Annotated in this window: 26 protein-coding genes and 1 riboswitch; of the genes, 5 read left to right on the forward strand and 21 right to left on the reverse strand. The window is 41.5% G+C overall.

The window, feature by feature from the left end; genetic code table 11:
* Positions 1-130: 130 nt before the first annotated feature.
* The 11 genes from rpsD to mnmA all read right to left on the reverse strand — a co-directional run bounded on the left by rpsD (position 131) and on the right by mnmA (position 12,023).
* Positions 131-742: a 30S ribosomal protein S4 gene (gene rpsD / locus RWX26_RS05080; RefSeq protein WP_314579816.1), complete on the reverse strand. Its 612-nt coding sequence runs from the start codon at positions 740-742 to the stop codon at positions 131-133.
* Positions 743-1,003: 261 nt separating this feature from the next.
* The gene (locus RWX26_RS05085; protein WP_314579818.1) at positions 1,004-1,726 is read right to left on the reverse strand and encodes an ABC transporter ATP-binding protein; all 723 of its coding nucleotides are present in this window, start codon (positions 1,724-1,726) and stop codon (positions 1,004-1,006) included.
* Positions 1,726-2,727 (reverse strand): ABC transporter substrate-binding protein, encoded by a 1,002-nt coding sequence (locus tag RWX26_RS05090; protein ID WP_314579820.1) that lies wholly within the window; start codon positions 2,725-2,727, stop codon positions 1,726-1,728. The genes RWX26_RS05085 and RWX26_RS05090 overlap by 1 nt, the downstream gene beginning before the upstream one ends.
* A 41-nt stretch (positions 2,728-2,768) precedes the next feature.
* Entirely contained in the window at positions 2,769-3,548 is a 780-nt protein-coding gene (locus RWX26_RS05095) for an ABC transporter permease (RefSeq protein ID WP_314579824.1), read from the reverse strand.
* Between the two features lie 90 nt (positions 3,549-3,638).
* A riboswitch (TPP riboswitch) is annotated at positions 3,639-3,740 on the reverse strand.
* A gap of 84 nt (positions 3,741-3,824) precedes the next feature.
* Positions 3,825-4,448 carry an HAD family phosphatase gene (locus RWX26_RS05100; RefSeq protein WP_314579827.1) on the reverse strand — a complete coding sequence of 208 codons (624 nt, stop codon included), beginning with the start codon at positions 4,446-4,448 and terminating at the stop codon, positions 3,825-3,827.
* Between the two features lie 96 nt (positions 4,449-4,544).
* Positions 4,545-4,820: a Veg family protein gene (locus RWX26_RS05105; protein WP_002894239.1), complete on the reverse strand. Its 276-nt coding sequence runs from the start codon at positions 4,818-4,820 to the stop codon at positions 4,545-4,547.
* Positions 4,821-4,822: 2 nt separating this feature from the next.
* Positions 4,823-6,178 carry a replicative DNA helicase gene (dnaB, locus tag RWX26_RS05110; protein WP_002894241.1) on the reverse strand — a complete coding sequence of 452 codons (1,356 nt, stop codon included), beginning with the start codon at positions 6,176-6,178 and terminating at the stop codon, positions 4,823-4,825.
* Between the two features lie 26 nt (positions 6,179-6,204).
* Entirely contained in the window at positions 6,205-6,657 is a 453-nt protein-coding gene (gene rplI, locus RWX26_RS05115; protein ID WP_002918016.1) for a 50S ribosomal protein L9, read from the reverse strand.
* On the reverse strand, positions 6,654-8,675 hold the full coding sequence (locus tag RWX26_RS05120; protein WP_185755071.1) for a DHH family phosphoesterase: 2,022 nt from the start codon (positions 8,673-8,675) through the stop codon (positions 6,654-6,656). The genes rplI and RWX26_RS05120 overlap by 4 nt, the downstream gene beginning before the upstream one ends.
* Positions 8,676-8,832: 157 nt before the next feature.
* Positions 8,833-10,740, reverse strand: coding sequence for a tRNA uridine-5-carboxymethylaminomethyl(34) synthesis enzyme MnmG (gene mnmG, locus RWX26_RS05125; protein ID WP_314579830.1), 1,908 nt, complete (start codon positions 10,738-10,740; stop codon positions 8,833-8,835).
* Positions 10,741-10,877: 137 nt separating this feature from the next.
* Positions 10,878-12,023: a tRNA 2-thiouridine(34) synthase MnmA gene (gene mnmA, locus RWX26_RS05130; protein ID WP_314579905.1), complete on the reverse strand. Its 1,146-nt coding sequence runs from the start codon at positions 12,021-12,023 to the stop codon at positions 10,878-10,880.
* A gap of 274 nt (positions 12,024-12,297) precedes the next feature.
* Here mnmA and sdaAB point away from each other — a divergent pair, with 274 nt between their 5' ends.
* The 3 genes from sdaAB to RWX26_RS05145 are packed head-to-tail and all read left to right on the forward strand — an operon-like array spanning position 12,298 to position 14,549.
* On the forward strand, positions 12,298-12,969 hold the full coding sequence (gene sdaAB, locus RWX26_RS05135) for an L-serine ammonia-lyase, iron-sulfur-dependent subunit beta (RefSeq protein ID WP_002899403.1): 672 nt from the start codon (positions 12,298-12,300) through the stop codon (positions 12,967-12,969).
* Between the two features lie 8 nt (positions 12,970-12,977).
* On the forward strand, positions 12,978-13,850 hold the full coding sequence (gene sdaAA / locus RWX26_RS05140) for an L-serine ammonia-lyase, iron-sulfur-dependent, subunit alpha (RefSeq protein ID WP_004189348.1): 873 nt from the start codon (positions 12,978-12,980) through the stop codon (positions 13,848-13,850).
* A gap of 51 nt (positions 13,851-13,901) precedes the next feature.
* Positions 13,902-14,549 (forward strand): HAD family hydrolase, encoded by a 648-nt coding sequence (locus RWX26_RS05145; RefSeq protein WP_314579834.1) that lies wholly within the window; start codon positions 13,902-13,904, stop codon positions 14,547-14,549.
* 133 nt (positions 14,550-14,682) lie between these two features.
* Here the strand turns inward: RWX26_RS05145 and RWX26_RS05150 are convergent, their stop codons facing one another.
* The 8 genes from RWX26_RS05150 to yfmF all read right to left on the reverse strand — a co-directional run bounded on the left by RWX26_RS05150 (position 14,683) and on the right by yfmF (position 21,910).
* On the reverse strand, positions 14,683-15,273 hold the full coding sequence (locus RWX26_RS05150; RefSeq protein WP_002894257.1) for a LysM peptidoglycan-binding domain-containing protein: 591 nt from the start codon (positions 15,271-15,273) through the stop codon (positions 14,683-14,685).
* 210 nt (positions 15,274-15,483) lie between these two features.
* Positions 15,484-16,278, reverse strand: coding sequence for an energy-coupling factor transporter transmembrane protein EcfT (locus RWX26_RS05155; protein ID WP_002905670.1), 795 nt, complete (start codon positions 16,276-16,278; stop codon positions 15,484-15,486).
* Positions 16,271-17,110, reverse strand: coding sequence for an energy-coupling factor ABC transporter ATP-binding protein (locus RWX26_RS05160; RefSeq protein ID WP_002908343.1), 840 nt, complete (start codon positions 17,108-17,110; stop codon positions 16,271-16,273). Before RWX26_RS05160 ends, RWX26_RS05155 begins: the two co-directional genes overlap by 8 nt.
* A complete protein-coding gene (locus tag RWX26_RS05165) occupies positions 17,086-17,922 on the reverse strand; it encodes an energy-coupling factor ABC transporter ATP-binding protein (protein WP_314579839.1) in 837 nt (278 codons plus the stop codon). The genes RWX26_RS05160 and RWX26_RS05165 overlap by 25 nt, the downstream gene beginning before the upstream one ends.
* A gap of 1 nt (position 17,923) precedes the next feature.
* Positions 17,924-18,463: a CDP-diacylglycerol--glycerol-3-phosphate 3-phosphatidyltransferase gene (pgsA, locus tag RWX26_RS05170; RefSeq protein WP_002905673.1), complete on the reverse strand. Its 540-nt coding sequence runs from the start codon at positions 18,461-18,463 to the stop codon at positions 17,924-17,926.
* A 16-nt stretch (positions 18,464-18,479) separates the two neighbouring features.
* Positions 18,480-19,334, reverse strand: a complete 855-nt coding sequence (gene rodZ / locus RWX26_RS05175; protein WP_314579842.1) for a cytoskeleton protein RodZ — start codon at positions 19,332-19,334, stop codon at positions 18,480-18,482.
* A gap of 33 nt (positions 19,335-19,367) precedes the next feature.
* Positions 19,368-20,663: an EF-P 5-aminopentanol modification-associated protein YfmH gene (gene yfmH / locus RWX26_RS05180; RefSeq protein ID WP_314579845.1), complete on the reverse strand. Its 1,296-nt coding sequence runs from the start codon at positions 20,661-20,663 to the stop codon at positions 19,368-19,370.
* Positions 20,663-21,910 carry an EF-P 5-aminopentanol modification-associated protein YfmF gene (gene yfmF / locus RWX26_RS05185; protein ID WP_314579849.1) on the reverse strand — a complete coding sequence of 416 codons (1,248 nt, stop codon included), beginning with the start codon at positions 21,908-21,910 and terminating at the stop codon, positions 20,663-20,665. The genes yfmH and yfmF overlap by 1 nt, the downstream gene beginning before the upstream one ends.
* 187 nt (positions 21,911-22,097) lie before the next feature.
* On the opposite strand from yfmF, the gene yaaA reads away from it, so the two are divergent.
* Together yaaA and recF are read left to right on the forward strand one after the other, a co-directional pair.
* Positions 22,098-22,496: a S4 domain-containing protein YaaA gene (gene yaaA, locus RWX26_RS05190; protein ID WP_223312487.1), complete on the forward strand. Its 399-nt coding sequence runs from the start codon at positions 22,098-22,100 to the stop codon at positions 22,494-22,496.
* A 2-nt stretch (positions 22,497-22,498) separates the two neighbouring features.
* Entirely contained in the window at positions 22,499-23,593 is a 1,095-nt protein-coding gene (recF, locus tag RWX26_RS05195) for a DNA replication/repair protein RecF (protein WP_314579856.1), read from the forward strand.
* A gap of 181 nt (positions 23,594-23,774) precedes the next feature.
* On the opposite strand, the gene guaB is transcribed toward recF, so the two are convergent.
* Positions 23,775-25,256 carry an IMP dehydrogenase gene (guaB, locus tag RWX26_RS05200; protein WP_002910933.1) on the reverse strand — a complete coding sequence of 494 codons (1,482 nt, stop codon included), beginning with the start codon at positions 25,254-25,256 and terminating at the stop codon, positions 23,775-23,777.
* 205 nt (positions 25,257-25,461) lie between these two features.
* Complete coding sequence (trpS, locus tag RWX26_RS05205; RefSeq protein ID WP_314579860.1) at positions 25,462-26,487, reverse strand: tryptophan--tRNA ligase; 1,026 nt, start codon at positions 26,485-26,487, stop codon at positions 25,462-25,464.
* Between the last annotated feature and the right edge of the window lie 45 nt (positions 26,488-26,532).

Consider the following 26,532-nt stretch of genomic DNA (forward strand, 5'->3'; position numbering starts at 1 on the left):
TTGCTCTTAGAGTTATAGAAAATTGAGCAAACTCAAGTTTTCGTCAACCTTTTTAGTTAAAATCAGCTTTATTAGTTCACTGAGAATATTAAAAAAGAAGCCGGGAAACCGACTTCTGAACAAATACAAATTAAAGCATTTTGTTGTAGAATTCAACGACAAGTGCTTCGTTGATTTCTGGGTTGATTTCGTCGCGCTCTGGAAGGCGAGTCAATGAACCTTCTAATTTTTCAGCATCAAATGATACGAATGCTGGACGTCCAAGAGTTGCTTCAACAGCTTCAAGGATTGCTGGAACTTTCAATGATTTCTCGCGAACTGAGATCACTTGACCTGGAGTTACGCGGTATGATGGGATATCAACGCGTTTGCCGTCAACAAGGATGTGACCGTGGTTTACGAATTGACGAGCTTGACGACGAGTAGTCGCAAGACCAAGACGGTAAACAACGTTATCCAAGCGACGCTCCAAGAGAAGCATGAAGTTGAAACCAAGGATTCCTTCTTTGATTTTTGAAGCTTGAACAAACAAGTTACGGAATTGTTTTTCACCTACACCGTAAGTGAAACGAAGTTTTTGCTTTTCAGCCAATTGCAAACCATATTCTGACAATTTGCTGCGGTTGTTTGGTCCATGTTGACCAGGTACATAGTTACGGCGAGCCAATTCTTTACCTGTACCAGTAAGAGAAAGACCCAAACGACGAGCTTGTTTCCAAGATGGTCCTGTATAACGTGACATAAAATGTCCTCCTGTAAAATATTTTTGAGGAAATAGTCACTTAGAAAGCCCTGATTCGTGCAGAACATTTTCGCCCAAACAGCTAAGGCTACTTTTATAGCTGATGTTCTGTTGACGAGCTCCATGCTTTCCTGCTGCTATTTCACACAAAAGCTATTGTACCACGAATAAAGTCAAAAGTAAAGGGGCTCATCCAAAAAATCAAGCCAAAAGGCTTGATTGAAGTTATTTCTTGAAAGCAAAGGAATTCAGGCAACTATTTCACACTCCCAAAATCCTCAATATCTCCTGCTTATATCGGAGCTTCTGCAGTTCCTTATCCTCGCTGTCTGACCAAGTCAGTTGGAAATCTGCCACGATTTGCCCAGGCCGATTTTTCAGAATATAGATACGGTCACTGAGAGCCAGAGCTTCCTCGATGCTATGAGTAATGAGAAGGGTCGTCAGACCCAGCCTACGATGAATGTCCAGATACCAAGCGTGCAGCTCCATCTTGGTCAATTCATCCAAAGCACTAAAGGCCTCGTCCAGAAGAAATAGCTTATGGCCGAACATATAGGTCCGCAGCAGAGCCACGCGCTGCCTCATCCCCCCACTCAGCTCATGTGGATACTTGTCTGCTACATCAAAGAGCCCGAATTCCTTCAAAATCTGACTTGCCTGCTCTGTCGCTTTCTTTTTGGATACTTTTCGGATTAGCAAGGGCAAGATGACATTGCCCAACACCGTCTTGTGCTCCAGCAGCAAGTCCTTCTGCAGCATATAACTCACCCGGCCCTTGGGATTTTCCTGCCCGTCTAGGACAATCCTGCCCGACTGGACCTCTAAAATCCCAGCAATTAGATTAAAGAGGGTCGTTTTCCCGACTCCACTTGGTCCCAAAATCGCTACGACCTGGCCAGCTTCCACCTCTAGGCTGATATCTTTCAAAATCTGCTGCTCATCATAAGCATAGCTTACATTTTCAAGTTTAATTTCTGTCATTATTTTATATAATCGTTGCTAAATCCCTTGTCACTTAAGTCATTGTCCACGATGCTCTTATCCTTGGCCCATTTGTAAAAGGCATTCCAGCGGCTAGCCTCAAACTGACCCCACTTGCTCTTATCCGATGCATATTGCTCGGACAAATATTTTTGAGAAGCCAAGACAAAGTCACGCTTGTTCTTCAGCTCTGGCGCATGCTTGATTAAAATATCCGCCGCTTCTTCAGGGTGCTCCATGGCATATTGATAGCCTTTCTTGATAGCCTGCAAGACCTTTTTCGCCTCGTCCGGATTCTTCTTGAGATAGTCATTATTAGCAATAATCACTGGAGAATAATAGTCAAACTCCTTGACATAGTCTTTCATGTAAAAGAAATTAGTATCCATGCCCTGAGTCTGAGCCATGATGCCGTCCCAGCCATGATAAATCCAGGCTGCATCAAACAAACCATTTTCAATCGGCGTAATAGAGTTGGAATCGTTGTTGGGAACTTTTTCCACTTCATCAAACTGGCCGCCTTGGCTTTCAACCAAAGTTTTGAGCATGCCTAGCTCCACTGGATCATTCCAGGTGCCATATTTCTTCCCAGCTAGGTCCTTAGGTCCAGTAATCCCTGCAGACTTCTTGGAAATGATACCCGAAGTATTGTGCTCTACAATAGCGGCAACAGCTGTGATTTCTGCGCCCTTATCCAGTTTTTTAGCCATAGAATCTTGGAAATAAATTCCAAAAGGAGCTTTGCCGTTGATAATCAAATCCGAACTGCTATCTTCAGGCGGCAACTTGATATCCACATCCATGCCTGCTTCCTTGAAGTAGCCTTTTTCCTGAGCCACATAAAGGCCGGTATGGTTGGTGTTTGGTGACCAGTCTAGGATAAAATCAATTTTTTTATCCTTGCTCTCAGACGTAGATTTCGACTGACCGCAGGCCCCTAGGCCGATGATTGACACAGTAGCCAAACCCGCCAACAACATTTTATAACTTTTTTTCATCATTATCCTCTTTTCTTTCTTTGGAAAATAGCAGAGCTGAGCTCCTATTTCCACTTAATGATATATTTTTCACTGACAGCCACCAGCTTCATCCCCAGAAGACTGATAACCGAAACCAATATGATAATGGCAAACATGGTATCGTACTGGAAAAGTTTCTTAGACTGAATCATATAAACACCCAAGCCTTCAAAACCACCCAACCATTCAGAAACCACAGTCGTAATGAAGGCGTAGGAAACACTCACCCTCAGACCCGCATAGAAATAAGGCAAACTAGCTGGAATTTTAAAATGCCAGAGAATCTGCCAGCGATTGGCCTGCATAAGCTCAAAGAGAGTCAGAGTATCCCGATCACAATGCCGAAAACCATCCAGAATACTGATAATAATCGGAAAAGTCGTCGTCAGAATAATCAGCACAATCTTGGGCAAAATCCCATAACCCAGCCAGAGAACCAGGATTGGCGCCAAAGCAATGGTCGGAATCGTCTGCACCACGACCATCATGGGGTAGATTAGATCATTGAGCCAGCTCATGCTGTCCATGAGTATAGCTAGTATACAGGCCAAGATGACGCCCAAGACTAAACCCAGCAAGGCTACTTTTAAGGTCGCCCAGCTATGACTTGCTAGAAATCCAGCATCTCTGATAAAGGCCTGACCGATTTCCAGAGGTGTCGGCAGGATAAACTTGGGCAAGAGCTTGAGCCAGCCCATGACCTGCCAGATGACAAGTACACCCAGCATACCTAAGAGACCGATTTGCTGCCGCATCAGCCTTTGTAGTGCTTTCATTAGAACTATTTTCCTCCCTTCCTGCATTTTTAACGCTACAATTCTTCAAGATATCACCATCGATAAAGATGATAAAAGAAAAGGCCTTTTCCATATATGGAAAAGGCGCACAAATACCACTATTTTCGGTATGATTCCTACGCTGGCATTACCCAGATCAGGTGCGGTCGAAGCTTACACTTCCTCTCAGACTGTACACAGACTCCCATATATAGGACTATGATAGCGCAATCATCAGCAAATGTCAAGGTTTGAGCTTAGACTTACTCCTTTTCAACGATAAGTGAAGCAAACGATCATCAATCAGTCAAACTTTCCTTTCGCAGCCAGCAAATCCTCCATAGCACTGATATTCTCTGTCTCGCTTGTGGATAAGATGGTTTCAAAGCCCAATTCAGCTGCCGTATCTAAGTTAGCCTGAATATCATCAATGAAGACGGATTCCACTGGATTCAGATTATATTTTTTAAAGAGCTTTTGGTAAATCTCTGCTTCCGGCTTGACAACCCCGACCTCTGAGGAAAGGATATAGCCCGACAGCAGTGGGTAAATGGGCAACAAACCAGCTTTTTCAATATGATAAAAAATCTCACAAGTGGTTGACAAGATATAGATTCGATAACCTTGATTAGCCCATAGCCGAATCCTTTCCTGTAAATCACTGTAAACATGCACGACTTCGTACCAATGGTAAAAGATATTCTTAACGGCAGAATGATAGGAAGCGTCCAGCTGAGCTAGGACTTCCTCACAGGCTTCTTTCAAACTCAGCTCCCCCTTGTCTGTCTGATGCCAGACACCCGACTCAAAAATGGCCTGCCTAAGAACCTGCCGCCGCTCTTTCTCAGGTTCAAAATATGTCAAGATTTTCTCAGAATTCCATTCAATCAGAACATTGCCCAAATCAAAAACCAAATTTTTAATCATGATGACCACCTGTTTTCTTTGCTTATCATCCTCTATATAAGTCGATTTGACTGAGGAATTGCTTCAAATATAAGTAAAAAGGCCCACTGGACCTTTCTATTCATCAAAATAACGGATGAGGTTCTTTTCTGTCAAAATGTCAGAATAAGTATAAGACTCCACATAGGTATTGGAAATTTCCCCTGGCTGACCGCCTTCATTGGAATATTCCACGATAAACAAAGACGGATAGACTTCAATCAGACGGCCTTGCTTGCTTTTTTGGCGCTTACGACCGTTTTCCAGCGTCATCTCAACGATTTGTCCTTCATGCGCCTTGATATCTTCTTTGATTTTTTTCATTTTTGCCACATCTGTAAATGCATCACTCATCTTTATTCGTCCTCTCTTTTGGAAATACTTGAGAATTTATTATACTCTTTCTGGAAAATTAACTCAACTGTACCACGCGCCCCACTCCGGTTTTTCTCGATAATGACTTCGACCTTGTTGTTGGGAATGCCTTCTTCCTCCTCACCGGCTCGATCATAATAATCATCCCGGTAAAGGAAAGCAACGATATCCGCATCCTGCTCAATGGAACCTGATTCCCGAATATCAGACAGCACTGGTCGCTTATCCTGCCGCTGCTCTACGCCACGCGAGAGCTGACTCAGCGCAATGACCGGCACCTTGAGCTCCTTAGCCAAGATTTTCAACTGCCGGGAAATTTCCGAAACCTCTTGCTGGCGGTTTTCACGCCCAGTTCCCGTAATCAGCTGCAAATAGTCAATCAAAACCAGCCCTAGATTCCCCGTTTCCTGGGCCAGTTTTCGAGCCCGCGAGCGAATCTCTGTAATCCGAATCCCTGGTGTATCATCGATATAGATACTAGCGTTAGCCAGATTAGCTGTCGCAATGGTATATTTTTGCCACTCTTCATCTGTCAGTTGCCCCGTACGAATGGAATGAGAATTAATCACCCCTTCTGAAGCCAGCATCCGGTCCACCAAGCTCTCCGCCCCCATTTCCAGAGAGAAAATGGCTACAGTCTTATCCAGCTTGGTTCCGATATTCTGAGCGATATTAAGGGCAAAAGCTGTCTTTCCGACCGCTGGTCGGGCCGCCAAAATGATTAATTCTTCCTCATGCAGACCAGTCGTCATCTTGTCCAACTCACGATAGCCAGTCGCAATTCCGGTGATATCTGATGTCTGCAGAGACCGAGCCTCCAGATTGCCAAAATTAAGGTTCAGCACATCACGGATATTTTTAAAGCCACTGCGATTGGCCGTCTCACTGACATCAATCAGAGCTTTTTCAGCTCCGGCAATAATTTCCTCTGACAGACGGTCACCATCGTAGGCTTGATTGATAGACTCTGTCAGACGCGAAATCAGCCGCCTTAGAATGGCCTTTTCTGCAACGATTTTAGCATAGTATTCAGCATTGGCAGAGGTTGGCACAGAATTGACCACTTCCACCAAGTAGCTGAGACCGCCGATATTCTGCAAATCACCCTGACTATCCAAAATATTGCGAACAGTCGTTGCATCAATGGCATCGCCGCGGTCAGCCAAGTCAATCATAGCCTTGAAAATCAAGCGATTGGCATACTTAAAGAAGTCAGCAGGCTCGATATACTCACGAACAAAGACCAGTTTGCTCTCATCAATGAAAATGGCTCCTAAGACAGACTGCTCAGCTAAAATATCCTGAGGCTGAGCTCGGAGTTCATCAATCTCTGCCATCGGTAAATCCTTCCTTCAAATCACTATTATCCTTCTTTAACCCGCAAACGAATCACACCAGTTATATCCTGATAAATTTTCACTGGAACATCTATCAGACCAATGGAGCGAATCGGTGAGTCAACCTTAATATGACGTTTGTCAATTTTGATACCAAACTGCTTCTGCAGCTCTTCTGCTATTTTCTTACTTGTAATAGATCCAAAGGTACGGCCGTCCGGACCAACTTTTTCAGTAAATTGAACAAGAGTAGCTTCTGCTGCTAACTTAGCTTTAATAGCTTGAGCTTCTGCCACTAGTTCTGCGTGAGCTTTTTCTTCAGACTTTTGCTTACCGCGCAGTTCACCGATAGCCTGCGCTGTTGCTTCCTTGGCCAAATTTTTCTTAATCAGAAAATTTTGAGCATAGCCAGTCGGCATTTCCTTGATTTCGCCTTTTTTGCCCTTGCCTTTTACATCTGCTAAAAAAATTACTTTCATCCTTTTTTCTCCTCGTCTATTATTACTTCCTCTTTAATGACTTGGTCCATAATTTCTTGATTCAGCAACTGAAGGACCTCAGAAACTGTTTTGCCTTCAATTTGAGCTGCCGCCAGATTGAAATGACCGCCACCGCCCAGCTTTTCCATAATTCGCTGAACATTGATCTTGCTACGACTGCGAGCCGAAATAGACACATAGCCTTTGGTATTCTTGCTCACGACAAAAGTAGCTTCAATTCCTGACATGGAGAGCATGGTATCAGCTGCCTTACTGATGACAACCGTATCATAAGTGTTCTCCTCTGGACCAGCTGCTACAATGACATTAGGCAATATCTTCTTGCCATTTAAAATCAGCTCATTAATCGCACGATATTCCTCAAAATTCGTAGCTGAAATGTCCTGGATCACAACACTGTCACTGCCCCGAGTTCGTAGATAGCTGGCCACATCAAAGGTCCGACTGGTGACTCGAGATGAAAATCCTTTGGTATCAAGCATAATCCCCGCCATGAGAATGCTGGCTTGCATCTTACTGAGACGGTTCTTTTTAGAATTCTGGAACTGAATCAGCTCCGTTACCAACTCACTGGCACTGCTAGCCCCACTTTCGATATAGGCAATCACAGCATTTTCCGGAAAGTCTTCATCACGGCGATGGTGGTCGACTACGATAATCTGACTGAATTGATCAAAGAAATCCTTAGACAGAGTCAGAGATATCTTGGAGTGGTCAACCATAATCAAGAGCGACCGATTGGTCACCATATTTACTGCTTCAGAAAGCGGCACCAGATAATCAGCCCCTTCCTGCTGGAGCTTTGTAATGGACCGCTCAATGTCAGAAGCCATCTGAGACGGATCATAGACCACATAAGCTTTCTCAATGATATTACTAGCAAAGAGCTGCATACCAAGAGAAGACCCCAAGGCATCCATATCCAGATTTTTATGTCCGACTATAAAGACCTGATCCACACTCTTAATCTTATCAGAGATTGCAGTCATCATAGCCCGAGTACGGGTGCGCGTGCGCTTAACAGCTGACGCCGTTCCTCCACCAAAGAAGATTGGATTCATGTTGTCATTATTTTCTTTGACGACAGCTTGATCCCCACCCCGAACTTCAGCTAAGTTGAGGTTAAGCAGGGCGACCCGACCGATTTCATCATGATTGCCATCACCATAAGAAAAGCCCATACTGAGTGTCAGCGACAGCTCTCGATTTTTAGCTTCCGTCCGGAATTGATCAATGATAGAAAATTTATTTTCCATCAGCTGTTCCAGCACTGTGTAATCCGTAAAAAGATAGAACCGATCCATGCCAACCCGACGGTAAAACATATGAAACTGCTCAGAAAATTCTGCTACGAAGTTAGCCACAAAGCTATTGATATGACTGATATCCGTGTCTGAAACGACATCTTCCAAATCATCATAATTATCCACCGAGATAATTCCGATCACAGGGCGCGTTGTTACCAGACCAACAGTGGCTTCGTATTCATTGGATGCATCAAAAAAATAAAACACACTGGATGCACGGTCCAAGTAAACCGAATATTTCTTGTCTCCAACAGTAGCATAATGACCAGAGTCTGAATAAGCAGCCTTCATGATATTCTTCAGCATATCAGCATCAAAATCACCATCTTCAGTTGTAAAAATCAGTTCTGCATAGGGATTAAACCACTCTACATCACCATTATCTTCACTGATTTTAATGACACCAACTGGCATCTTATCCAGCAAGGAAGCGAGGCTTCCTTCTGCTTGATGATTGACATAATGAATCTGCTCAATCTCATCTAGCTCGGATACTCTCTGTTGCTGGATAAAAAGCACAATCAAAAGAGCCAGCACAAGCATAAGAGCAGCTAGCATGGCCAAACTATCACCAAAAAGCCTCAGACAGATGGCTAAAATTATAAAGGAAATTAGACCCGCCATCGCCAAGTGAATTGGGGCAAAACGAAATTTTTTCATCATAGACCTCTTATTCCGCCATTTTACCATAAATCCTAGAAAAAAGCGAATTTCTCCCAATAATCAAAGCATTTAACAATGGTAAAGGAAGTGAAAAATAGTCTTTCAAAGTTTACAACTTTGTAAACCTATTGTAAATTTACACAAAAAGGCTGCTTCCTAAGGAAAACTCAGCCTTTTACAAGAGTTACTTCGCTTGATTTCTAGAAATGCTTCTGGACTTGCCTTCTAGGTAAACCATCAAAATAGAAATATCTGCTGGATTGACACCAGAAATACGACTAGCCTGACCAATTGTTTCTGGATTGATTTTCTTGAACTTCTGTCGTGCTTCTGTCGCAATCGAGTCAATATCATCCCAGTCAATATTAGCTGGAATGCGCTTCTCTTCCATGCGCTTCATCTTTTCAACCTGATCAAGAGCTTTGGAAATATAGCCTTCATACTTAATCTCTGTTTCAATTAGCTCGATAATCTTTTCATCAAGCTCCTCTGCAGCCGGACCAATGAACTGAACCACATCTTGATAAGACACTTCTGGACGTCTCATAAATTCTTTGGCAGTCACTGCATCCGTCAGAGGCTTAAAGCCAAGCTCTTCTACTTTAGCGTTGGTTCCCTTGACAGGTTTTAGTTTGATAGATTCCAAACGCTTCATTTCATTGTCAAACTGATTCTTTTTAATCTCAAAGCGAGCCCAGCGCTCATCATCTACCAGACCAATTTCCCGTCCCATCTCTGTCAAACGCATATCGGCATTGTCATGGCGGAGAATCAAACGGTACTCAGCTCGGCTAGTCAAGAGTCGATAAGGTTCTACGGTTCCTTTGGTGACCAAATCATCAATCATGACTCCAATGTAACCATCACTTCGCTTCAAAATCAACTCTGGCTTCCCTTGGATTTTTAAGGCCGCATTAATCCCAGCAATAATCCCTTGACCAGCGGCTTCTTCATAACCAGAAGTTCCATTGGTCTGACCTGCTGTAAAGAGCCCTGAAATTTTCTTGGTTTCCAAGGTTGCCCGTAACTGGTGGGGCATGATCATATCGTACTCAATGGCATAGCCTGTCCGCATCATCTCAGCATTTTCTAAACCTTTGATAGAGTGAACCAAGTCCTTTTGTACATCTTCTGGCAGACTGGTTGACAGCCCCTGCACATAAACTTCTTCTGTATCACGACCCTCAGGTTCTAAGAAAAGCTGGTGGCGTTCCTTATCCGCAAAACGGATAATCTTATCCTCTATAGACGGGCAATAGCGTGGCCCCACTCCCTTAACGATACCAGAAAACATAGGAGCCCGATGCAGGTTGTTTTGGATAATTTCATGACTTTCTGCATTGGTATAAGTCAACCAGCAAGGAACTTGATCTTTCACATAGTCCTCATCACGAGACGTGTAAGAGAAATGATTGGCCTTTTCATCACCTGGCTGAATCTCGGTCACATCATAATTGATAGATGACGCCTTAACACGCGGAGGCGTTCCGGTTTTAAAACGACCAATTTCAAAACCTAGATCACGCAGATTATCTGCCAAAGGAATGGCTGCCAAGCTATGGTTTGGACCAGATGAATACTTGAGATCACCAATGATAATTTCTCCCCGCAAGGCTGTTCCAGTGGTAACAATGACAGCTTTAGCTGCATATTCCTGTTGCGTCGCTGTCTTAACCCCAATGACCTTACCATCTTCTACCAAGATTTCATTAATCATGGTTTGCCGCAGAGTCAGATTTTCTTGATTTTCGACAGTCTTCCGCATTTCTTTGGAGTAGACTTCCTTATCCGCCTGCGCCCGAAGAGCCCGAACAGCGGGTCCTTTACCAGTATTGAGCATTTTCATCTGGATATAGCTCTTGTCAATATTCTTGGCCATCTCTCCGCCCAAAGCATCTACTTCACGAACGACAATGCCTTTCGCAGAGCCTCCTATAGAGGGATTACAGGGCATAAAAGCCAGCATCTCAATATTGATGGTTGCCAAAAGAACCTTACAACCCATTCGACTAGCAGCAAGCGATGCCTCAACCCCAGCATGCCCTGCTCCAATCACGATAATATCATAACTTTCAGTAAAATTGTGTGACATTTCTTTTTCCTTCATTTTTTCACCAAAAAAGGCCAAGTCTCTAGAAGTGCAGGACAAAAAAGCCTGCAACATCCATGAGCTTTGACCATCATAGGTATTGCTTATCTTATTTTAGCAGATTGAGCTGAATTGTCAATCTAAATGTACTGCAAGACTTGACCATTCTTATAAGCTCTGTCAATCAAGCCTCCACCCAGGCACTCATCTCCATAATAGAAGACGACTGCTTGACCTGGAGTAATAGCCCTTTGTGGTTTATCAAAGTTGACAACAGCCTTGTCACCCTTTACAGTAACTGTCACCTTGGAATCCGGCTGACGATAACGGAACTTAGCTGTACATTCCATAGTAAATTCTTCTGGCATTTCTTTTGTAAAATGAACCTGACTAGCGTCAAGACTGGTTGACATCAAATTGTCATGGTAAAAGCCCTGACCGACATAAAGAATATTTTGGCTGAGATCTTTTCCAACCACAAACCAAGGCTCATTATCTCCCCCGTGCTGACCACCAATTCCAAGACCACCTCTCTGACCAATAGTATAATACATCAAGCCAGCATGCTGGCCCATATCTCGGCCTTCCAAGGTCATCATGCGACCCGGCTGGGCTGGTAAATATTGACTCAGAAACTCTTTAAAATTCTTCTCACCAATGAAGCAAATACCTGTCGAGTCTTTTTTCTGGGCTGTAGCCAAACCAGCTCTTTCAGCAATTGCTCGAACTTCTGGCTTTTCTAAATGACCCAGAGGAAACATAGTCTTTTGCAGTTGTTCCTGTGATAGTTGACTTAAAAAGTAAGTCTGATCCTTATTGTTGTCCTTGCCACGCAGCATGTGAACCACGCCTTCTTGGTCTCTCTTCACCTGAGCATAGTGACCCGTTGCAACGTAATCTGCACCCAGTGTCAAGGCATAGTCAAGGAAGGCTTTAAACTTGATTTCCTTGTTACACATAACATCTGGATTTGGAGTCCTACCTGCTCGGTATTCCGCCAAGAAGTATTCAAAAACACGTTCCCAGTACTCTTTCTCAAAGTTGACAGAGTAGTAAGGAATGCTAATCTGATCTGCAACAGCAGCTACATCCTTGTAGTCCTCTGTAGCTGTGCAGACACCAAATTCATCTGTGTCGTCCCAGTTTTTCATGAAGATGCCAATCACATCGTAACCTTGCTCTTTCAAGAGCAAAGCAGTTACTGATGAATCGACGCCTCCGCTCATACCAACAACGACACGAGTCTTAGAGTTATCACTCATTGTGTTCTCCCATCTTTTCGTTATTTCACGATTGAAGGTCGTGCTGTGCTTTCAACGATTGAAGGTCGCTTGAGCAAGGCCTATTATAGCACGAAAGGACTAGGAAAACAAATCAGAAATTCAACTAAATTTATTATCTGTAAAGAATATTTACAACGTTGTAAAGTTATTGATTTTCTCGTTTACTTTCCTATCTAACGAAATTTTATAATATCCACTTTTAATTCATTTAAAAAATCAGCAGAAAGCCCTTAACTTTGTTATAATGAAAATAATAAATTAGCCGCAAGGAGAAATCATGACTTCACTAAGATTTCAATCTGTTTTTGATATTATCGGACCCGTTATGATAGGCCCATCAAGCAGTCATACAGCAGGTGCCGTCCGTATCGGAAAAATTGTCTCCTCTATTTTTAACGATGAGCCTACAGAAGTAGAATTCCAGCTCTTTAACTCTTTTGCCAAAACTTACCGAGGTCACGGAACTGACTTGGCTCTTGTAGCAGGGATTTTAGGTATGGATACAGATGATCCAGAGATTCCTAACAGTCTTGAAATCGCCCATAAACGCGGTATCAAGATTGTCTGGACCATTCAAAAGGATAGCAATGCACCTCACCCAAATACGACAAAGATTACTGTCAAAAATGACCATAAAACAATCAGTGTGACTGGAGTCTCTATCGGTGGCGGCAACATTCAAGTAACAGAGTTGAATGGCTTTTCAGTATCTCTGAGCATGAATACTCCGACCATCATTATCGTCCACCAGGATGTCCCAGGTATGATTGCTCATGTCACAGAAGCTCTATCACGCTACAATATCAATATAGCTCAGATGAATGTCACCCGTGAGAAGGCTGGAGAAAAAGCAATTATGATTATTGAAGTTGACAGCCGCAGCTGTGAGGAAGCCATCGATGAAATCCGCAATATTCCTCATCTGCATAATGTGAATTTCTTTAAATAGGAGAAAATATGTTTTATTCCATCAAAGAATTGGTAGAGCAAGCTGACTTGGATTACCAAGGAAATGTTGCTGAATTGATGATTACTACCGAGTATGAATTGACTGGTCGCGAAAGAGATGAAGTCCTGCGACTGATGCATCGCAATCTGGAAGTCATGAAAGCCTCTGTCCTTCTTGGACTTGATGAGAGCAAGTCTCGCAGCGGATTGACTGGCGGAGACGCAGCAAAACTTGACCGCTATATCCAGTCGGGAAAGACTTTATCAGACCACACTGTGCTGACTGCTGCAAAAAATGCTATTGCTGTAAATGAACACAATGCTAAAATGGGCTTGGTTTGTGCTACACCAACGGCTGGCAGCGCTGGCTGTCTGCCTGCTGTCCTTACATCAGCTATCGAAAAATTAGGCCTCTCAGAAGAAGAACAGCTAAACTTTCTATTAGCTGCAGGCGCTTTTGGCCTAGTCATTGCAAATAACGCCTCAATTTCGGGTGCTGAAGGTGGCTGTCAAGCTGAGGTTGGCTCCGCTTCAGCTATGAGTGCAGCTGCTTTAGTTCTGGCTGCTGGAGGTTCACCTTTTCAAGCCAGTCAAGCTATTTGTTTTGTCATTAAAAACATGCTGGGCTTGATTTGTGATCCAGTAGCTGGTCTGGTGGAAGTGCCTTGTGTCAAGCGAAATGCTATGGGAGCCAGTTACGCATTTATTGCAGCTGATATGGCTCTTGCAGGAATCGAGTCTAGAATTCCTGTTGACGAAGTCATTGACGCTATGTATCAAGTCGGGTCAAGTCTGCCTACTGCTTTCAGAGAAACAGCTGAAGGCGGACTAGCTACAACACCTACAGGACGCAGACTTTCAAAAGAAATCTTTGGAGAATAACTTTGACAAATTTGTCAAGTAGATTTACTAGATAGTAAACAAGGAGACAAGATGAATCATTTGAAATATATCTTCTTTGATTTGGATGGAACTTTAGTTGACAGTTCAAAGGGCATCCAAGAATCTTTTGAATACAGCTTCAAACAACTTGGAAAAGTGTGCCCTGAAGAAAGTATTATCAAAAGTTTTATGGGGCCGCCTCTGGAAGTAAGCTTCGCCTCCGTTCTTGAAGAAAGGCAAGTTCCAGAAGCGATTAACTATTATCGTAGCTTCTATAAGGAAAAAGGCATCTGGGGCGTTCGCCTCTATGAAGGGATACCAGAATTACTGACACAGTTAAAAGAAGCTGGTTATAAAATTTATGTAACAACGAGTAAGAATCAACCTACGGCACAAGATCTATTAGCAAATCTAGCTATCTCTGAGCAATTTGATGATATTTTTGGCTCACTGCCAGATTCATTTCACAAAGCAGATGTTCTGCGCCGAGCTCTGCAAACACTAGATGCAAATCCAGAAGAAACCATAATTATAGGTGATACAAAGTTTGATATAATTGGCGGTAAAGAAGTAGGAATCTCAACTCTAGGAGTTCTTTGGGGCTTTGGCAGCCAAAGAGAGTTACTAGAAAATGGAGCAGATTTGCTGGCTAATTCTCCCAAGCATATTTTAAAAATATTGAACGAACACTTTTTATAACTTTACACATTTGTTAATCTAGATAAGATTGTTACCTTTAAATCTTTATCTACACTATCATTTTCTGCTTATAAATTGTCAACTTTATGTAAACTAAAAAACCACAGAAATCTGTGGTTTTTTAGTTTCTATCTTAATAGCCCCAAGCTGAAAGCCCTTGAGCACTGTAGGCACTATATGCTGATTGGATTTGATCATCAACAGTAGCAGTTGAGCCCCAACCTGGCATTGTTTGGAAAAGACCACTAGCACCTGAAGGGTTGTAAGCATCTACTTGACCATTTGATTCACGGGCAATAATAGCTTCCCAAGTTGATGCAGGAACACCTGTCATTTCTGCCATACGTGATGCTGCATAAGAACCAGTTGCACCAGCGGTATTACCATTGCTAAGTACAAGGCCCCCTGAAGTTGCTGCTGAATTAGCTGTTGCTGCAGGTGCTGCATAATTATTAACGGGAGTTGCAGTTGCTGCTACGCTTGTTTCAGACGTTTTGGCACTATTTCCAAGTTCCAAGATTTGACCAACACGGATGTGATTTGGATCTGCAATCTTGTTTAACTCTACTAATTTCTCAAGAGTTGTATTTTTTTCGTTAGCAATAGCTGATAAAGTATCACCGGCTTCAACTGTATAGGTCTCAGCATTTGCAATACCTGAAACCAAGAAAGCCGCTGCAGCGACTGCACCTGTTAAAGTCCATTTTGCTGTTTTTTTGTTCATTAAAATGTAATTCTCCTTTCGGTGATAATACTATCTTACACATAAAATATTACCAAAAAGTTACATTACCAAGTCAAACGTTACAAGAACATTTAGTTTAGACGTTAAAAACAGACTTTTAGAGCTTTTTTGTCAAATATTTTCTTTGACCAAGCAAAAAATAGACAAGTTTAACTTATACTATTCTCTAAAAACACTTTAAACAGCAGGTCAGTTTTTCAATATATAAAGTAGAATACCTAATATGAGTAAGCTAATAATAGCCAAGCTGTCATTTCTTTTCCATGCTAAGCGGCGAAAACGTGTCCGACCTTCACCTCCATTATAACCACGAGCTTCCATGGCAATAGCTAGAGCATCTGCCCTTTTAAAACTAGAAGCAAACAAAGGGATTAGAATGGGAATAATAGATTTAACCTTTTGAACAAGCTTTCCCTCGCCAAAGTCAACACCACGCGCCCTCTGGGCGTTCATAATCCGAGTAGTATCATCCATCAAAGTTGGAACGAAGCGCAGGCTCATAGAGAGCATCAGACCAATCTCATGTGCTGGCACCTTGAAAACCTTCAGAGGCTTCAGCAAAGACTCCACGGCATCAGACAAGCTTAAGGGTGTCGTTGTCAGAGTCAGAAGAGTAGAAAAGAAAATAATCAGAATAAAGCGGCTAAAAATAATGCCAGCCTGTGACAGTCCTAGTTCTGTAATTCTGACAAAAGCGAATCGAAAGATTGTGGCCCCTCCCGAGGTCAAAAACAACTGGAACAAGGTAGTAAAAGCTATGATAAAAACCATGGACTGGATACCCTTTAAAAAGAACTTCAATGGAACCTTGGACAGCAAGACCAAACTAAAAACGAAAACAAACAACAGCAGATTGGTCACAAGATTATTAGCCCAGAAAATTAATAGAATAAAAAGAAACATCGCCAGCAACTTGCTCCGCGGATCCAAACGATGGATGATTGAATTTCCGGGAATATAGCGACCTAAAATCAACTTATCCATGCAAGATCTCCTTGAATTCTTCAATTGTAATAGGATAGTGCGAGAAGGTCATCCCTTTTTCCGCCAATTCGTGAGCAAATTTTGTAATCTTAGGAACACCCAATTGAATACTCTCCATAAAATCCAAATCCTGAAAGACCTGAGCAGGCTGACCGCTCTTGACTACTCTGCCCTTATCTAAAACATAGACTGTATCAGCAAAGTTGGCTACATCATCCATTAGGTGTGTTACCAAAACAATGGTCATACCGGCACGATGCAGCTCTTCAAAGAGCCTCATCAGTTCTTTTCGACCAGATGGATCAAGTCCTGCTGTCGGCTCGTCCAAAACCAAGATATCAGGCTCCATAGCCAGTATACCTGCTATGGCCACCCTACGCATCTGGCCACCAGAAAGTTCGAAAGGACTGCGATTGAACAAATCCTCAGAAATTCCGACTAAGTGCAGCTTTTCACGCGCCAAAGCTTCCGCTTCTTCCTTAGAAACACCAAAATTCTGAGGACCAAAAGCCACATCTTTCAAAACTGTTTCATCAAAAACTTGACTTTCTGGAAATTGAAAGACCAGACCGACCTTCTTGCGTACCTGTTTAATGTCTTTATTGACGGAATCAGCTGTGATGACTGTACTGCCTACTTCAACACTGCCCTGATTGGGAACCAGCAAGCCATTTAAAAGCTGGAGAATGGTTGACTTACCGCTTCCTGTATGGCCGATAAGAGCGGTATAGCTGCCGGATTTTATCTCCAAATCCACCCCAAAAAGCGCTGGTCCCTCAAAAGGGGTGCCAGCTTGATAAGTATAACTTACATTTTTGAGAGTAATGCCCATAGTTGATCCTGCAATTCTTTTTCTGTTAAGTAAGAGTCTGGCAGAGGAAGCCCTGACTGACGCAAAGCAGTCTTTACCTGATTAACAAATGGCTGATCCAATCCTAGCTCTTCTAAATCTTCTCGAGAAAAAAGTTCTCTCGGGGTAGCGGTAGATTCAACCTGACCCTCTTTCATGACCAAAACACGGTCGCTTAAGGCTATTTCATCCAGGTCATGAGTGATAGAAATGACGGTCAGTTGATTACTATCTTTAATTTTTTTCACGGTCTGGATAAGATCCAAACGTCCCTCTGGATCTAGCATGCTAGTTGCTTCATCCAAAATAATAATATCCGGTCTCAGAGCTACCACACCTGCAACAGCTACCCGCTGTTTCTGGCCTCCAGAAAGACGAGCTGGTTCACGCTCCTTAAAATCCTGCATGCCGACAAACTCTAATGCCTGCTGGACTCGCTCTACCATCAGATCATAGTCCAGCCCTTGATTTTCCAAACCAAAGGCTACATCGTCTTCTACAGTTGCACCGACAAACTGATTATCTGGATTTTGGAATACCATGCCAATCTGTCGACGCTTTTCCCAGACGTTTTCAGCTGTCAGCTTATCGCCTGAGATAATAATATCTCCGCTTTCCGCTTCTAAAAGACCGTCAATCAAACGAACTGTGGTTGATTTTCCACTCCCATTATGACCGACAATAGACAGCCATTCCCCTTTTTTTACTTGAAAGGAGACATCGTTTAAAGTGTAATTCTCAGACTCACTATCGTATTTGTACTTAAGATTTCTTACTTCGATGATATTTTCCATATTATTTAAAGGTATCTTTAAAGAGATAGGCACTTCCCTTGAAGTAGTCATATCCAGAATAAATCGTAAAGATTAAAGCGATGTACAGAAGGATTTGCCCTAAGAGAGTCCAATGAATCAGTAGAAAAATAATAGCAAACATCTGCGTGAAGGTCTTGATTTTACCAGGCATAGCAGCCGCTAAGACTGTACCGCCTGTTTCCACTAAAAGCAAGCGTAGACCTGTTACTGCCAATTCTCGGCAAATAATAATAGCCACAACCCAGGCAGGAGCCATTTTCATCTCAATCAACATGATAAAGGCAGACATCACTAAAAGCTTATCAGCCATGGGATCAGCAAATTTACCAAAGTTTGTTACTACTTCCCACTTTCGAGCCAAATAACCATCTAGATAATCAGTTATACTGGCAAAAGCAAAGATAAAAGCCGATAAAATATGCATGGTGTAAGAATGACCGAATGTTAAAATCACAACAAATACAGGGATTAAAGCAATCCTGACAAGAGTTAAGGCATTTGGAATATTTTCTTTTTTCATGGGATTCCCTTCGTTTTTATCCTTTCGTAATGTTCAAACTAATGGTTCCACTATCGCTAGTCAAAGCCGAAGTATCTAGTTTTTGTCCCTCTATCGTCACAGTTGCTCCTTTAACAGGTGCTAACGTAATAAGATACTTATTGCCTGGCTCAAGAGCAACCGTCTGGCTTGATTTTTCAGGAGATAAGGTGATACCTTCGGCTAGTTCTGAATCGCTTATGCTTACCAAATTGGTTGTTTGCTCCACAGAAACGGTCACTTTGACAGGCTGACTTGCTCCGCTATACTCAGCAATCAAATTATCTCCGCTTCCACTAACTGTCAATTTGCTAGCTGAGGAAGAAACTGACTTAGAATCAGCTGAAGAAAAGGAACTCTTCTGACTGTTAATGCTTGTAGAGGAAACCAGACTATAATTGCTGTTAGATGCTTTGAAACTTACCGAATTGGTGTGAGCATAGCTCCAAATATAGTATGCCACGAAAGCTGCAATAGCTGAAGCCAATAAGAGAAAATAGAACAAGGGCAGAAAAGAGCTTTTATTTTTATTTTTTCTGCTCCTGAATTCCTCATCTGCTGCCAGTGCCACTTCATCAAAGACAATCATCTTACCAGCTTCGTAAGCCTCCAGAATAATAGATTCATCCAAATCTACAGCCCAAGCATATTTCCGCAAGAAGCTGCGGGCATAGAAGGGACTAGGAAGCAAATCATAGTCATTTCGTTCCAGCGCTTCCAGCAAATCCTGCTGGATATCTGTCTTTTTTGACAATTCCTCTAAGCTCAGCCCTTGATTGGTCCGGGCAAGCTTCAACACTTCTCCTATCGTTTTTTTTCTCATACGTACTTTTCCCTTATTTCTATTCTTCACTATTTTAACAAAATTTTAAAAACGATTCTGGAATTATTTTGGAAAAATAGTAAAATCTGTCATATCACACTGATCGATAAATCGATGACCTAGTTTTATCACATCATTCAAGCTGATATCCTGTAAAATTTTCGGCAAATCAAACAGATTCTCACCCGTCAAATGCGGTTCATATTGGGTTGCAATATACTCAAGTGAGTTTAAACCGTGCAGAAAATCACCAAACATCTCACTTTTAATCGTATCCAAATGCTCTTCTGTCACATCCGAATCCTTGTCAAAATTCTTGATGGCTGAGCGAAATTGATGAGAAAGTCCCACCGGCTCCTGAGTGTCCATCGTCAGCATGACAAAGTGAAAATCTTTTTCTACTTCCACTTCCAACGTTAAAGAATTATCCATTTTCCCACTTTCATAGAGGGATTGGAAACGCTTGGAAGTCCAGCCAAACATCATGGCAAATAAAAGTTTCAAAGTGATTTTATAGCGATACAACTCCGATTCATCAACAAAGTCTGTACCTCGAATCCCAACTGCCAGTTTTGGACTAGCCACCTCCATTCGGTAGGTATCTGTTGATACCACTGGGTGAAGGCTAACAGGAATTTTTTCAATCGGTTCCGAACTCCCAGCAAAAACTAATTTTTCCTGCTGTTCTGCAATCTCTGCAGCTATCTGTTCCAAATCAAAATTACCAATCACAAACAAAGTCATATTAGAAGGATGATAAAAGTTCTTGAAATTTTCCTTCAAATTTTCGACGGTTATCTCAGAGATGGACTCTTTCGTTCCTGCAATGTCTTCTGCCAGAGATGTTTGAGGATAGAGATTGGCCAAGGCTCCAAAAAAGAGACGATAATCCGGATTATCCTGATACATTTCAATTTCTTGGCCAATAATATCCTGTTCTCGCAAAATGGATTCTTTTGTGAAATCAGCCTGATGCACAAGTTCTTGCAAAAGCTGTAGGTTTTCTGAAATATTATCCGTTGCAGAAAATAGATAACTGGTCCGAGTAAAGCTTGTAAAGGCATTGCTCTCAGCACCTAGCTTAGTAAATTCCAGCAGCAGATCCTTTCCCTGCGGGCCTTCAAAAAGCTTATGTTCCAAAAAATGAGCTATTCCAGCCGGATATTGAGTGACCTGCTTGGTTTCACGTGAAACAATCCCAGTATCCACTGAACCAAAATTAGTTGAGATAATCCCATAAGTTTCATTAAAATCATTTTTAGGCAGAAGAAAAACACGTAAACCGTTTGCTAATACTGTCTGATAGACAGTTTCTCCCACTGCTGAATAATTGATTTTTTCTAGCACTTCTCCCTGCATTATTTTCCTTCCATAAAGTAAATAGCTTGTAATTTTAAGAGACCAGCTGCTTTGATAATATCATCCTTACGAACCTGTTCCAAAGCTTCCAGCCAAGCTTCAAGAGATAAGAATTTTTTCCCTAAAACAGAAGCCATATAAGCTCTCTCTAAGATTGTATTCTGTCGATCCTGAGCTAACAATACTGAATTTCTCAGCATTTTCTTGGTTTGATTCAGTTCTTCCAGACTAAAATTCCCACGCTTCAAATCAACAATCTGTCGGTTGATTAAAGCAATTGTTCTGGTCCGATTACCGCGGTCAATACCAGCGTAAATCCGCATCATTCCTGAAAAAATATCAAAATTGCTAGAAATTGTATAAGCCAGCCCTTCCTTTTCACGAAGATTGACAAATAATTTCGAATGGGCAAAGCCACCTAGCAAAGCATTTAAAACGACCAAAGGCAGGTGTTCACTCTCTCCGTACTGAATAGGGAAGTGATAGGCCAACTCAATAATTGACTGATGGACATCTTTCTGCTCCAGTCCTTCTCGCAAAACATTGGAATATTCTTGCTGATAAACTAGCTGAAGTTCTTGCTGGCGAGGTGCAAAATTGAAAGATTGAATTTTCTCCCGAACAGCCACTTCATTAAAATCCCCAATAAAGAAAAAGTCAATCTGATTTTCCTGAAGCATCTGCTGAAAAGCAGCAAAACTATTTGCAGCGGTCTCTTTCTGGATTAATTCAATCGTCCCAACACGAGGCATCTGCATTTCCTCTTCTTCATAAAAGAGTTTATCTAATTCTCGATGAGCATGATAAAAATGATTCTCAATTTCAGCTTCCAAATCATTCAAGATATTTTTCTTCTCAATTTCAAAAGCAGATTCATCAAAAGCGTCCTGACTTACCAATGGAGAAAACAAACTGGCTTTCAAAAAATCAAGCATGGCATCTGTCAGGACATTTTTACGACTCAAAAATTTATCCCGCACAAAAGAAAGATTGATATCTAAATAATGGACCAATCCTCTCCTTGAAAGACTCGTTGAATAATCAGCACCATACAAATTGGCCAAACGTTCTCTGAAGGCCTGCGAAGTAGGATAAACAGCATTGACAGTTTCTAGCATGCTTGCTGTTAAAACCCGACCAGCTACTGTTTCTTTGGACATAGGCGCTGAAAAACGAACCCTAATTTTGTTTGTTTTAAATTTTTTTGATTGAATAAAATGGAGACGAACTCCTTTAGTGATTTCCATGACGCCCCTCATACTGAATAATATAGACTACTATTATATCATGAAATGCCTCTGATTTGTTTGTTCCACCAAGCTTTTTGCTGATTAAAACGTTTTCTGATAATAGGAGAAAATTTCCGATTTTATACAAAGCACCTCAGCACTTTTTACTAACAAATATGGTATAATGACAGGGTTGAGGTGAAATATGGAATATAAATTATTTGATGACTACATCACGCTACAAGCACTTTTAAAAGAAACAGGAATTATCCAAAGCGGCGGAGCAATTAAAACATTTCTAAGTGAATATCCAGTCCTTTTTAACGGTGAGCCAGAAAACCGCCGGGGAAAAAAACTCCGTGTCAATGACAGGATTTCCCTTCCCGAGCAAGGAATTGAAATTAATCTGACAGCTCCTAGTCAAGAAGAAATTCTGCAACACCAAAAAGAAATCGCAGAAAAAAAACGAGTTGCTGAACTTGTCAAAGCCATGAACAAGGATTTAAAAAAATCGCAGACTTCTAAAAAAGAAAAGCGTAAGAATACAGGGTTACCTAAAAAGCAGAAAACTACTAAAAGCCCTGTTCGCTTCCCTGGTATCTAATCATGTGGCTGCAATCATTAAAAATCAAGCATTTCCGAAATTATCAGGAAGCTGATATTGACTTCCATCCTGGTTTAAATGTCTTTCTAGGCCAGAACGCACAAGGTAAAACCAATATTTTAGAAGCTGTTTATTTCCTAGCCTTGACAAGAAGCCACCGTACACGCTCAGATAAGGATCTGATTCATTTTACAGAAAATGATCTCCTTGTCTCTGGCATATTAGAAAAAAAGACTGGTAAAGTTCCCCTTGACATTAACTTGACACCAAAAGGTCGCATCACAAAAGTCAATCACTTGAAACAAAGTAAATTATCAGACTATATTGGAACTATGAATGTTGTTCTTTTTGCTCCTGAAGATTTACAGTTGATTAAAGGTTCTCCCAGTCTACGCCGTAAATTTATAGACATGGAACTTGGACAAATCAAGCCTGTCTATCTGTCAGATTTATTCAATTATAATCATGTCCTTAAACAACGCAATGCCTATCTGAAAGCTAATGACAAAGTTGATGAAACCTTCTTGACTGTCCTTGATGAGCAGCTGGTTGACTATGGCTGTCGTGTAATCAGGCATCGGTTGGATTTTTTGCAAAAATTAGAAAGCTTTGCCCAAGACAAGCACTGGGACATCTCTCAAAATTTGGAAGAATTGACTGTCAAGTATCTGTCATCTATTCCTTTACACCAAATTGACACTTTAGAAGAAACTTACCGCTCTTCCCTAATAAGCAGTCGTAAACGCGACCTATTCAAAAAAAATACAGGCGTTGGTCCCCATCGTGATGATATTGCTTTTTTTATCAATCAAATGGATGCCAACTTTGGTAGTCAAGGTCAGCATCGCAGTCTTGTTTTATCTCTGAAACTAGCCGAAATCAAGTTAATAGAAAGCATTACAAAGGAGACCCCTATTTTGTTGCTTGACGATGTAATGAGCGAACTTGACAATAGCCGTCAACTGAAATTATTAGAAACTATCTCTCAGGATATCCAAACTTTCATCACAACAACAACTTTAGAACATTTAAAGAACCTTCCACAAGATATAAAAATTTTCACCATCCAGCAAGGCCAAATTGTATCTCAATCCTAGCATTACATGAGATTTACGTTTTTGTAAATTTAATTTACATAATATTGCTTATAATGTAAACGAATTATATCGAATTGTTATTAGAACAGCTATTATAGCCTTTTGAATTGTAAATATATGTCAATTTAAATCGTAAATTTAAAACGAGGTTAGGAAAAATTCCCGACCTCGTTTTATTTTTTTATTGAACTGAATAGTTAGGGGCTTCATTAGTAATTTGCACATCATGAGGGTGGCTTTCCTTTAATCCAGCGCCACTCATCTCAATAAACTGAGCATTATCGTGAAGTTCTTGCAGATTTGCAGCACCAACATAGCCCATTCCAGAGCGGATACCACCCAGCATCTGGAAGACAATATCTGCAGCAGCTCCCTTGTACGCCACACGGCCTTCAATTCCTTCTGGAACTAGTTTATTAGCTTCATTAACAGACCCTTGGAAGTAACGGTCACTAGAGCCCTTCTTCATAGCGGCAATAGAGCCCATACCACGATAAGTCTTAAATTTCCGACCTTGGAAGATTTCTGTCTCGCCTGGTGCTTCGTCTGTTCCTGCAAACATTGAACCCAGCATAACAGCATTTCCACCTGCAGCCAAGGCCTTAACAATGTCTCCAGAATATTTAATCCCACCATCAGCAATGATGGTTTTTCCATATTCACGCGCCACAGCAGCTGCATCATAAATAGCAGTTACTTGAGGAACACCAACACCAGCAATGACACGGGTTGTACAGATAGAACCTGGGCCAATTCCGACCTTAACAACATCCACGCCTGCTTCATAAAGAGCGCGTGCACCCTCAGCAGTTGCAATATTTCCAGCAATCAAGGTGCGATCAGGGAAATGAGCACGAATCTCAGCAATCTTGCGCAAAACTCCAGCTGAGTGGCCATGAGCAGTATCAATAACAATCGCATCTGCACCAGCTTCAAAGAGAGCTTCCGCACGTTCAAAAGTATCTGAAGTAACACCAACAGCACCAGCTACCAAGAGACGGCCAAACTCATCTTTAGCAGCATTTGGAAACTCAATAACCTTTTCAATATCTTTAATGGTAATCAAACCTGAAAGGCAGCCCTTATCATCAACCAAAGGCAACTTTTCAATCCGGTGCTCCTGCAAAATGCGCTCTGCAGTTCCTAAATCTGTTCCAACAGGCGCCGTTACAAGATTCTCACTGGTCATATGGCGAGAAATAGGTTGGTCATAGTCAGAAATAAAACGCAAATCACGATTAGTTAGAATCCCTACTAACTTACGATTTTCAAGAGTTTCTACAACAGGAACACCACTGATGCGGTAACGTCCCATTAGCTCATCTGCTTCAGCAATCGTATGCTCTGGCGTTAGGAAAAAAGGATCAATAATAACGCCATTCTCAGAACGTTTAACCTTTCGAACTTCATCGGCCTGTTGCTCAATAGACATATTTTTGTGGATAACTCCAAGACCGCCAGCACGGGCAATAGCGATAGCCATCTGACTCTCTGTAACAGTGTCCATAGCGGCAGTAATGATTGGGATATTCAAGGTCAAATTCTCAGCAAGCTTGGTACTCAAATCAGCATCATTGGGCAGTACATGGCTTTCAGCTGGAATCAGAAGCACATCATCAAAGGTAAAACCTTTTTTCAAAAATTTAGTGTCCCAGTTAGACATCCACAGTTTCCTCTTTTCCTTCTTATTTGAACTAATACCCAAAGAAAATTGAAGTTCAGTTTTCTTTGAATAAGAGCTGGTTTTTTTGTTGTTAATATCATACCATTCTATAGGAAATTGTCAATCATTATTATACAAAAAATAAAAACCATCATTTTTAAAACTAAAAACGATAGTTTTTGTGATTTACAATCAATAATGTTCGTTATTTAAAATAATTAATCCCCATCGCAGACTTCACTTCTGAAAGAGTCTGAGCGGCAGTTTGACGAGCCTTATCACATCCTTCTTGCAGCATCTGATAGACCTGTCCCATATCTTTAGCAAACTCCACACGACGCTCACGAATCGGACCCAACTCTCGCTCTAAAATTTCTAACAGATAGCGTTTGGTTTTGACATCTCCCAGACCACCTCTTTGATAATGCTCTTTCATTGCAGCAATATCAGCAGCATCTTCTGGGCGGCCAAAAACATCCAGATAGTGAAAGACCATATTTCCCTCAACTTTTCCAGGATCTTCCACTCTGATATGATTAGGATCTGTATACATGCTCATAACTTTCTTTTGCAGAATATCCATATCATCTGCCAGATAAATACCGTTATTGAGAGATTTAGACATCTTAGCATTGCCATCCAAACCAGGCAAACGTCCAGCTGCTTCATTTTCAGGATAAATTCCTTCCGGTTCTACCAAAACATCTGTCTGGTAAGCGTTGTTAAAAGAACGAACAATCTCCCGAGTCTGCTCAATCATAGGCTTTTGATCATGTCCTACTGGTACATAATTAGCTTTAAAAGCAGTGATATCTGCTGCCTGAGAAATAGGATAAACTAAAAACCCAGTCGGCAAACTTTCACCAAATCCTTTTTGCGCAATCTCAGTCTTGACAGTAGGATTACGCTCAAGACGAGCCAATGACACCAAATTCATGTAATACATTGACAACTCTGCCAACTCAGGAATCTGACTTTGAATAAAAATAGTCACCTTTTCAGGATCCAATCCAGCCGCTAGATAATCTAAAGCTACATTACCAATGGACTCAACAATTGTTTGGGGGTCCTTTGCATGATCTGTCAAAGCTTGCTGATCAGCCAAAAATACGAACATCTCATATTTACCTTGATCCTGCAAAAGCACACGGTTCCGTAAACTTCCTACATAATGACCAATATGCAATTTTCCTGTCGGACGATCTCCTGTTAAAATAATTGGTTTAGTCATTTATTACTCCTCAATTTATAATGAGTTCATTATATCATTTTCAAT

The organism is uncultured Streptococcus sp. (assembly GCF_963536705.1).
In the GTDB taxonomy this organism is placed as follows: Bacteria; Bacillota; Bacilli; order Lactobacillales; family Streptococcaceae; genus Streptococcus.